The 8290-nt window shown below is 70.8% G+C and carries 10 protein-coding genes; 5 read left to right on the top strand and 5 right to left on the bottom strand.

The window, feature by feature from the left end; translation table 11 throughout:
- On the top strand, nucleotides 1-723 hold a 723-nt coding region (locus VI078_04470), incomplete at its 5' end, for a tetratricopeptide repeat protein (GenBank protein ID HEY5998541.1).
- A 347-nt stretch (nucleotides 724-1070) separates the two neighbouring features.
- Nucleotides 1071-1823, top strand: coding sequence for a class I SAM-dependent methyltransferase (locus VI078_04465; GenBank protein ID HEY5998540.1), 753 nt, complete (start codon nucleotides 1071-1073; stop codon nucleotides 1821-1823).
- A gap of 3 nt (nucleotides 1824-1826) precedes the next feature.
- On the opposite strand, the gene VI078_04460 is transcribed toward VI078_04465, so the two are convergent.
- Genes VI078_04460 through VI078_04450 form a run of 3 tightly spaced genes read right to left on the bottom strand, consistent with a single transcriptional unit; the run spans nucleotide 1827 to nucleotide 4629 of the window.
- Nucleotides 1827-2954, bottom strand: coding sequence for an ATP-grasp domain-containing protein (locus VI078_04460; protein HEY5998539.1), 1128 nt, complete (start codon nucleotides 2952-2954; stop codon nucleotides 1827-1829).
- Nucleotides 2951-3817, bottom strand: a complete 867-nt coding sequence (locus VI078_04455; protein HEY5998538.1) for a class I SAM-dependent methyltransferase — start codon at nucleotides 3815-3817, stop codon at nucleotides 2951-2953. The genes VI078_04460 and VI078_04455 overlap by 4 nt, the downstream gene beginning before the upstream one ends.
- On the bottom strand, nucleotides 3814-4629 hold the full coding sequence (locus VI078_04450) for a polysaccharide deacetylase family protein (protein HEY5998537.1): 816 nt from the start codon (nucleotides 4627-4629) through the stop codon (nucleotides 3814-3816). The genes VI078_04455 and VI078_04450 overlap by 4 nt, the downstream gene beginning before the upstream one ends.
- Before the next feature lie 310 nt (nucleotides 4630-4939).
- On the opposite strand from VI078_04450, the gene VI078_04445 reads away from it, so the two are divergent.
- Genes VI078_04445 through VI078_04435 form a run of 3 tightly spaced genes read left to right on the top strand, consistent with a single transcriptional unit; the run spans nucleotide 4940 to nucleotide 6902 of the window.
- Nucleotides 4940-5494 carry a TlpA disulfide reductase family protein gene (locus tag VI078_04445; protein HEY5998536.1) on the top strand — a complete coding sequence of 185 codons (555 nt, stop codon included), beginning with the start codon at nucleotides 4940-4942 and terminating at the stop codon, nucleotides 5492-5494.
- Nucleotides 5495-5535: 41 nt separating this feature from the next.
- A complete protein-coding gene (locus tag VI078_04440) occupies nucleotides 5536-6099 on the top strand; it encodes a TlpA disulfide reductase family protein (GenBank protein HEY5998535.1) in 564 nt (187 codons plus the stop codon).
- A 5-nt stretch (nucleotides 6100-6104) separates the two neighbouring features.
- Nucleotides 6105-6902, top strand: a complete 798-nt coding sequence (locus VI078_04435) for a multiheme c-type cytochrome (protein ID HEY5998534.1) — start codon at nucleotides 6105-6107, stop codon at nucleotides 6900-6902.
- Between the two features lie 421 nt (nucleotides 6903-7323).
- Here the strand turns inward: VI078_04435 and VI078_04430 are convergent, their stop codons facing one another.
- Nucleotides 7324-7842 carry a hypothetical protein gene (locus tag VI078_04430; protein ID HEY5998533.1) on the bottom strand — a complete coding sequence of 173 codons (519 nt, stop codon included), beginning with the start codon at nucleotides 7840-7842 and terminating at the stop codon, nucleotides 7324-7326.
- Between the two features lie 4 nt (nucleotides 7843-7846).
- The gene (locus VI078_04425) at nucleotides 7847-8233 is read right to left on the bottom strand and encodes a hypothetical protein (protein HEY5998532.1); all 387 of its coding nucleotides are present in this window, start codon (nucleotides 8231-8233) and stop codon (nucleotides 7847-7849) included.
- Nucleotides 8234-8290: the final 57 nt, after the last annotated feature.

Here is an 8290-nt window from a genome sequence, read left to right as displayed (position 1 = left end):
AGCGACCTCGCCCTCTGGGGGGACGCGGTGCGCAAGGACCCGGCCGTCGCGCGGCCGCACGCGAACCTCGGCGTGGCGCTGCTGCGGGCGGGGAGGCTCGATGAGGCCGGGGCCGAGCTGCGCAAGGCGCTGCGGCTGCGGCCGGAGTACCCGGAGGCGCTCGACAACCTCGGCGACGTGCTGCTGGAGCAGGGCGCCCTCGACGAGGCCGCGGCGAGCTACCGGGAGGCGGTGCGGCTGCGGCCGGCCTACGCCGAGGCGGTCTTCAACCTCGGCCGCGTGGCGCTGCGCCGCCGGGACTGGGCGGCGGCGGCCGCCGCCTTCGAGGCCGCGGCGCGGCTCGACCCCCGCAACCCGCTGGCGCACCACGACCTCGCGTACGCGCTCACCGCGCTCGGCCGCACGGACGAGGCGATCGCGAGCTACGAGCGCGCCGCCGCGTTGCCCTCGCCGAGCGCGGACGAGCACCGCTACAACCTCGGGAACATCTACGCGCGCCGCGGCGACCTGGCGCAGGCGCGCCGCTGGTACGCCGATGCGCTGCGCGTGAACCCCGGGCACGTCGACGCGCTCATCGGCCTCGGCGGCGTCGCGCTCGCCGAGGGGCGCGCCGGCGAGGCCGACGACCTCTACCGCCGGGCGCTGCGGCTGCGCCCCGGCTCGGCCGAGGCGGCGGACGGCCTGCGCCGTGCCCTCGCGGCGCCCCGGTCCGGCGGCGGATGAGGCGGGGGCGCGTCCCCCGCTCTCGTCGTCGGCTCGCTGCGGAAACGTGTGGTGACTTCGGTCTAAACGATCTCCTTGCGCTCCGGCGCGAACGGCATTGTCTGAGGGGGCGGCCCGGCTTGCAGAATGGCGGGTCGCCCCCCCCGCCCGATCCCGTTCTCTCCCGCCGCTGCGATGCGGACGTTTCGCGGGCGCCCCGCAGGCCCACGATCGGGCCGGTATGTGGCAGTATTGCCTCTCATGGACCTGCAGCCGCCTCCTCACCCTGTGGTTCCGGACACCCGGGGGGCGCCAGCCCGGCCGATCCAGCCGTTGCCGGGCAATGCACCCGGGAAACGCGGCGCGCGATGAAGGCCGCCGATCCGCGACACCACGTGGCCGGACTGCTGGCGCGGGCCGCCGCTTTCCTCGCCCGGCATCGCGCGACCCCTGGCGCGCACGCGACCTACGCGTATTTCACGGAGCACCCGGTGGCGCCGCTGAACCGGAAGCGATTGGCGACGATACTTGGCGAGATCCAGGCGGGCGCCCGTGCGAAGGGGCGACCGCTGCGGGTGCTGGACCTTGCGTGCGGCGGCGGGATCATCGGCGCCACGATCGCGGCGGCAGGTCACACGCTGCTGGGACTGGACCGCGATCCGGAGGAGGTGCGCCTGGCGCGCTTGTTCACCGGCGAGGAGAAATTGGGCGGAACGTTTTGGGTGGTCGACGTCCTGGCGGACCGCGAGTGGGAGGTACGCGTCGACGCGTTCCTGCAAGGCCAGCCGGACGTGGTGGTGCTGGCGTATGCGCTGCATCACCTGCCGCACGTGGAGACCTTCGTGGCCAGGTTGGCCCGGTGGCTGGCCAGCGGCCGTGTCCTGTTGATCAACGAGGAGAATCCGGCTTCGCCGCTGTTCCGTCTCAAGCATGTCGCGCGCACGTGGATTCAACGGGACACGGACGCGGAATGGCATCGCTCGTTCGCCGGGTGGCGACGGTTGCTGGCGAGCCATGGCTTCGAAACCACGCCACCCATCGGCCTGGACCTGATGCCGGGGATGGCGCGCATCCTTCCGGGGCGGTGCTGGTCGCTGGTGTTCCGGGCCGAGCGAAAATAGGCTTCACCCCCGGCGCCGGATGTAGCGCCAGTACCGTGGCCTGAGGGCGTTGACGCCCGTGCAGACCACGGTCGCCGCCAGTCCCCGCACGTCGGAGCGGTCCCACTCCTCCGCAAGCCCGGGCAGGCCCTGGAAAAAGAGCCGCAGCGGTTCCCGGTCCGGCTCGCTCAGGAAACGGAGGATCTCACCGGGGATCATCCACCGGCACCGCACCCCTTCCCGGTACCGCGGCGGCGGGCCGAGTTGCTCCCCGCGCGCGGCCCGCGCGTACAGCAGCGGGAAATCCACCCCTGCACGCACAGCCAGCTCGAGACTGCCCCAGAACCGCGGATTGATCTCCATGAGCTTTGGCTGACCGTCGCGCGGGTCCGCCTTCCACTCAACCATTGCCACGCCCCGCCACTCCAGCCGCCGCAGCAATCTCAGGCTGAGTTCAACCAGCCGCGGGGCGAGGATGCTCCGCCGGTCGGTGCTCGGCCCACCGCTGACGGGGTACTGGCGCAGGCGCTCGTGCGCGAAGACAGCCGCGCACTCCCCGCGGGCATCCAGCAACGCCCCCACCCCCAACCCCCGGCCCTCCGCCGGGATGCGCTCCTGGACGAGCAGGGGCCCGTAATTCTCCCAGTGCCGTGCCCAGGAGTTCCCGGCGTAGGCGACCCCCGCCGAGCCCCGACCGCTCCGCGGCTTCACGACGAACGTCCCCGGCTCCAGTCCCGTGACGAGCCGGGTCAGCTCCTCCGGTCCGGTCGGGGCCCAGGTCCGCGGCACCGGCAGCCCCAGTTCGCCTGCCGTGGCCAGCGTCGACGCCTTGTCCAGCGCAGCCACGACGCGCTCGTGCGCCGGCAGGAGCAGCCGCGCGTACGGCTCGAGGCGCGCCCGATTGGCGGAGACCCAGGCCAGAGTGGCATCCTCCATGGGGAAGACGACCGCGCCCGGATTGCGCCGCAGCTCGCGCAGGAGCCCCTCGCCGACGGGGGTGCGGAGCCGGTGGCCCGTGTAGCGCGACCAGAAGCCGGTCGTGAACAGGGAATCGCCCGACACCGTGACGTCGTATCCCGCCTTGCCCAGGGAGCGGATCACGCTCAGGCTCTTGCGCCAGAGCCCGTCGGTGACCAGCGCGCGCGGTCTCATGGGCGGGCCAGGACGATCAGGGCGTCCTTCCGCCCGCTCGCCAGGGCGAAAAGCCACAGCGACCAGAGCGCGGCGCCGGAGACCAGTCGCAGCGGCAGCGGCAGCGGTTGTTCGCAGCCGACCCGGCCCCAGATCGTGCCGGGCGCGATCTCGGGGTCCCCTTGCTCCGCCACCACCCGGAAGCGGTGGCGCTCCAGCAGGCGCCGGAGGCTGTCCCGGGTGAAATACGAGACATGCGGGTGCGCGTAGTTCAGTTGCAGCATCCTGTCGAGCGGGCCCCGGTACCGGCCGCCGCTGAGGCGGTGCGCCCCCCGGCTCGCCGCGAGGATGGCCCCGCCGGCATCCGGAACCTTCAGGGCCAGCAGTCCCTGCCGCTGCAGCGCCGCCCGGGCACCCGACAGGAAGCCGTCCAGCGCTGGCAGGGGCAGGTGCTCGATGACGTCGATCGCCGCGACCATGTCGAACTTCAGGCCGGCGAAGCCGGTGTGCGGGAAGCAGCCCCTGCGCACGCGCGGGTCGTCCGCCTCGAGCGAGGGCTCGATCCCGTATGCGTCGAAGCCCCGGCTGCGCGCCGCCCGGAGCAACCAGCCGTGGCCGCTGCCAATGTCCAACAGCCGGCCGCCGCGCACGCCGTGGCGCGCCGCGCAGTCCAGCAGGCGTTCCATCTGCCGTCGCCGCACCGCGCCGACGGAGCGCGTGAAGGCGGCCGCGCTGCCGATCGACCCGTAGTACCCGGTCGCCGGCGTGAACCCGTCGCGAAACCTGGTGGCGACGTACCCGCAGACCGGGCAGCGGCGGCTCTCGAAGCGCTCGTCGCAGGCATACCCGCTCAGCTCCCCACCCCCGCAGACCGGACACGTCACGGTGGCAGCGCCTCCACGTGATCCCGATAGCGCCGGACCCGGTACCCCTCCCCGAGCAGCGCGCGCAGCCGGTCCAGCGCCTGCGCCCGCCCGCAGTACATCAGCCAGTTGTAGAGCCGGTTTCCCCGGATCCCCGGGTGCAGGAACCGCTCCTGCCCGGGATCGAAGTCGTAGGGATGCAGATAGGAGACGATCGCACCTGCGGACCGCCGGCAGGCGCGGCGCACCGCCCGGAAGGGCAGCACCCGGAAGTAGACGCCGCTGGCGAAGGGGAGCGTCAACCCCAGCACGCGCGCGACGGACACGGGGATCTCCACGACTCCCGCCATCCGCCGGGGCGCCGTGCCGAAGCGCGGCCAGCCGTACAACGGATTACGGGCCGGCAGGACGCTGCTGGAGTACGTCAGCCCGTGCTGCGCCAGCAGCGGGTAGACCCACCGCGTGTCCGCGGTCAGCGACAGCACCGGGGCGCGGAATCCCCGGATGCCCTCGCCGCCGAGCGCATCGAGATTGCGGCGCAGATCGGCCGCGAAGCTGGCCGGCGTGTGCGTCTCCAGGGGCTGGTGCGCGTGACTGTGGCACGCCAGCTCGTGGCCGGCGGCGGCGATCTCGGCGATCAGCGACGGGTACCGCGTGGCCACCGTCCCGGTGACGAAGAACGTGATCTTCGCCTGCGCCTCCGACAGGAGCGCGAGCAGGCGGCCGGTCACGGCCGGCACGCGCTCCCGGTACCGCTCTCCGTCCGGAAGCGAGTCGCGCACGTCCTCCAGGTCGATGCTGAGCAGCAGCTCGGTCCCCGTTGCCGTGCTCATTCCCCTCCTGGCCTCGCGCGCGCCTCGAGCGCGAGGGCTCACCTACGGGGCGGGCGCAGCTTCGCCGCGACCTCCCCGCCTCCAGCAGCGCCAGCCCATAGGAACTTTCTCCGCCGGGACCTGAAAGGCGAATCGGCCGCAACCATAAGCGCTTCTATCTTAGCACGAAGGTTTTTGTCGCCAGGATTGCCATGTTGCCGGAAACCGAAGTCAAGGTTCGTCGTCTGTCGTCGTCTTGACAAAGGGTGTGTGCACGCTCACAATCCTCCGGAATTTTGCGCGTGCCACCGTGCCTGATGAGGAGGAGTGCATGCTCGGAGAACGGCTGAACCGGTTCGGAACTGCGGGAGTCTCGTTGCTGCTTGCGGCCTTCCTCGTCGGGAGCGCGCTCCCGGCGGCTGCGGAGGGGATGGGCGACCAGAAGTTCAAGCCCGGTGACAAGGCGCCGGACTTCGTGACCAAGGACCTCGCCGGCAAGGAGCAGAAGCTCTCGACCTACACGGGCAAGAACGTCGTGCTCCTGAACTTCTGGGGCATCCGCTGCGGCGCCTGCCTCGAGGAGATGCCATACCTCGAGGAGATAGCCAAGAAGTACGCGGGCAACGGCCTGGTGACGCTCGGCGTCGACACCGACGGCGTGGACGCCAAGACCATCGTCGAGACGCTGCAGGAGGTGCAGGTCGCGGTGACGTACCCGCTGCTGCTCGACGAGGAGTTCAAGATCACCGACACCTACACGAACTTCCTGGTGCCGCTGACGATCGTGATCGACAAGGGCGGCGTGATCCAGTACATCCACACCGGCTTCGAGAAGGGGACCGAGAAGCACTACGACGAGGCGGCGCGCAAGGCGCTGGGCCTCTAGCGCCCCCCTCGGGTCGCGGGACGGACGTGTTGGAGGGGACGATGGCCGGGTTGCGGTCCGGACTGCTCGCGGCGGCGCTCGCGGCGGCGGTCGTCGTCGTTGCCGCGGCCCCCGCCGGCGCCGCCCTCGAGGGCTCCAAGCTCAAGGTGGGCCAGGCGGCGCCGGACTTCACGCTCAAGGACATCGACGGCAAGGCCTGGAAGCTCTCCGACCTCAAGGGCAAGAAGGTCGTGATGATCGACTTCTGGGCCACCTGGTGCAACATCTGCAAGCGCGAGATGCCCGTGCTCGAGCGCGTCTACAAGGAGTACAAGGCCAAGGGCGTCGAGTTCTTCGGCGTCGCGCTCGACGACGCGGACAAGATCAAGCAGATCCGCAAGATCCTCGAGGAGAAGGGGGTCACCTACCCGATCCTCATCGACCAGGACCAGAAGGTCGCCACCGAGGTCTACCAGCTCGCCGGGCCGATCCCCTTCAAGGTCGTCGTCGACCTCTCGGGGACGATCGCCTACGAGCACGTCGGCGACTACGTGGACTACCCCCCCGAGATCGTCGACGTCTTCGATCAGCTGCTCGAGGCGCAACCGACTCAGAAGAAGAAGTGACGGGCATGGCCGCTGCCCGCCCCGTCCTCCTGCTGGCGCTCGCCGGCGCGGCGCTGCTGGCCGCGGCGCCGCCGGCCGCGGGCGGGGGGCTCCCGGGCTACGCCGGGTCGAAGAGCTGCAAGGAGTGCCACCCCGCGGTCTGGGAGCAGTGGAGCCGCACGCCGCACGCCCGGATGCTGCGCAGCACCAAGGAGCACCCGGACGCGATCGAGGCCACCAAGTTCAGCCCGGACATCCCCTTCCGCAAGAAGGACATCGCCTACACCATCGGCTCGCACTGGATCCAGAAGTACCTCACGGTGGTCGACGACCAGTTCTACGTGCTGCCCAAGTACTGGAGCATCTCCAAGGCCGACTGGGAGCCGTACTCGATCTTCAACTGGCGCAGCAAGCCCTACTCGCTCAACTGCTACGGCTGCCACACGGTCGGGTTCGACCCGGTCTCGAAGACGCAGGCCGAGGACTCCATCGGCTGCGAGGCCTGCCACGGCCCGGGGGCCCGGCACGCCGCCAGCCAGGACCCGGCCGACATCGTCAACCCCGAGAAGCTGCCCAAGCGCCTCGCGGACAACATCTGCGAGTCCTGCCACACCGACGGCAACGACATGGGCGACGGCGTCTTCCCGTTCGCCGCGGGGTTCCAGCCTGGCCAGCCGATCGAGAAGTACTACACGGACTTCTTCCTGCCGAAGCCCGGCTCGAAGAAGTGGTACAAGGGGAACGCGACGTACGAGGACCGCCACCGCATGTTCATGTTCTACCAGGCGGAGTTCTACTCCAAGATGCGAGCGTGCGGGGTCTGAGGGGTCGCGGCCCCGCAGGATGCGGAGGAAGGCTACTACTCGCGGGAAGGCTACTGCTCGACCTGCCACTACCGCTACGACGTCGAGCTCGAGAAGCACGCCAAGCACAAGCCCGGCACCGCCAGCTGCGAGGACTGCCACCAGACGGCGACGACCGCCGCCGGCACGCGCTACTCCGTCCACGACCACAAGTTCGACTTCTCGCAGCCGACGCCCGGCTGCACCGAGTGCCACGACGCGGGAGACGAGCGCCTCTCCAAGCGGCCGCTGCACGGGTGGAACTTCAAGCCCGTCAAGTACCCGCAGCCGCAGCCGCTGGAGCAGACCTGCGCGCGCTGCCACGCGGACAAGGCCCCGGAGTGGCTCGCCGAGAACCTGAAGAAGATCCGCCGCCGGCTCTAGGCCCCGCCCCTGTCCCGCGCTAATGGCCCATTCCCATCCCCGGGGTCGGGGACAACGGCGGCAGCGTGTAGTCGCCACGGTAGGTCTGCAGGACGATCCTCCAGGTGCCCTCCTTGCGCAGGCGGCAGTAGAGCCGGTCCGCGGTGACCTTGCGCTTCCCCGCCGCGTCGGTTTTTGTGAGGATCAGCCGCAGCGGCACCTGCGCCGCCTCTCCGTCGAAGGAGAAGGCGCCGATCTCGAGCGCGGCCTCGACGGCGCCGCCGGCGGCCAGCGACTCCCGCACCAGGGACGCAAACGTCTCCTTGCCGACGACGCCGCGGGTGAACGTTGCGATCTGCGCCTCCTCGTGGTAGAGGGCGAGGATCTTCGCGGCGTCGCCCTCGTGGTACCCGTTGACCAGGTTCTCGCGCAGTGCGGCGATGATCTCCTGCTCCTGTGGCGTGGGCTCGGCGCGGGCGGCGGCGGGCAGCAGCAGCGCCGCGGCGAGCGCCGCGGCGAGGAGTCCTCGGGCGCCCCGTACGGGACCTGACCGGCGCAACGCGCTACCTCAGCGTGACGCAGCCCTCGGGCAGGGCGTGCGCGCCGAGTCCCTCGACCTCGAGGTCCCCGATCTTGAGCAATTGCGCGGCGTACAGGTCCTCGAGGACCATGCCGAGGTGCTCGGACTTGACCTTGTCGTGCCGCGTTCCCGAGAGGACCTCGATCTTGCCCCCCTCGCCGACCGTGCAGAGCGAGGTGAGGACCCAGAAGGTCTTGCCCTCCGCGTCGACGGCCTTGATGTACGTGAAGATGCCGGAGCGGGTGGTCGAGACGACCGTTCCCGCGCGCATCGGCACGATCGTGGCCTGCACGCCGGGCGCGAGGAAGAGCACGGCGAGAGCGAGGACGAGCAACGAGGCGAGAACGGTGCGGGCAGCCAGTCTGGTCACGATCCGCTCCTTCGTTTCGGGGTTGTCCGGTCCCGTGCGGCGGCGCCCCCGCGGCGT

It is taken from the genome of bacterium, assembly GCA_036524115.1.
Classification (GTDB): domain Bacteria; phylum JAUVQV01; class JAUVQV01; order JAUVQV01; family DATDCY01; genus DATDCY01.
The sequence above is the reverse complement of the archived record's forward strand: the minus strand, read 5'-3'. Positions and strand labels throughout refer to the sequence as shown.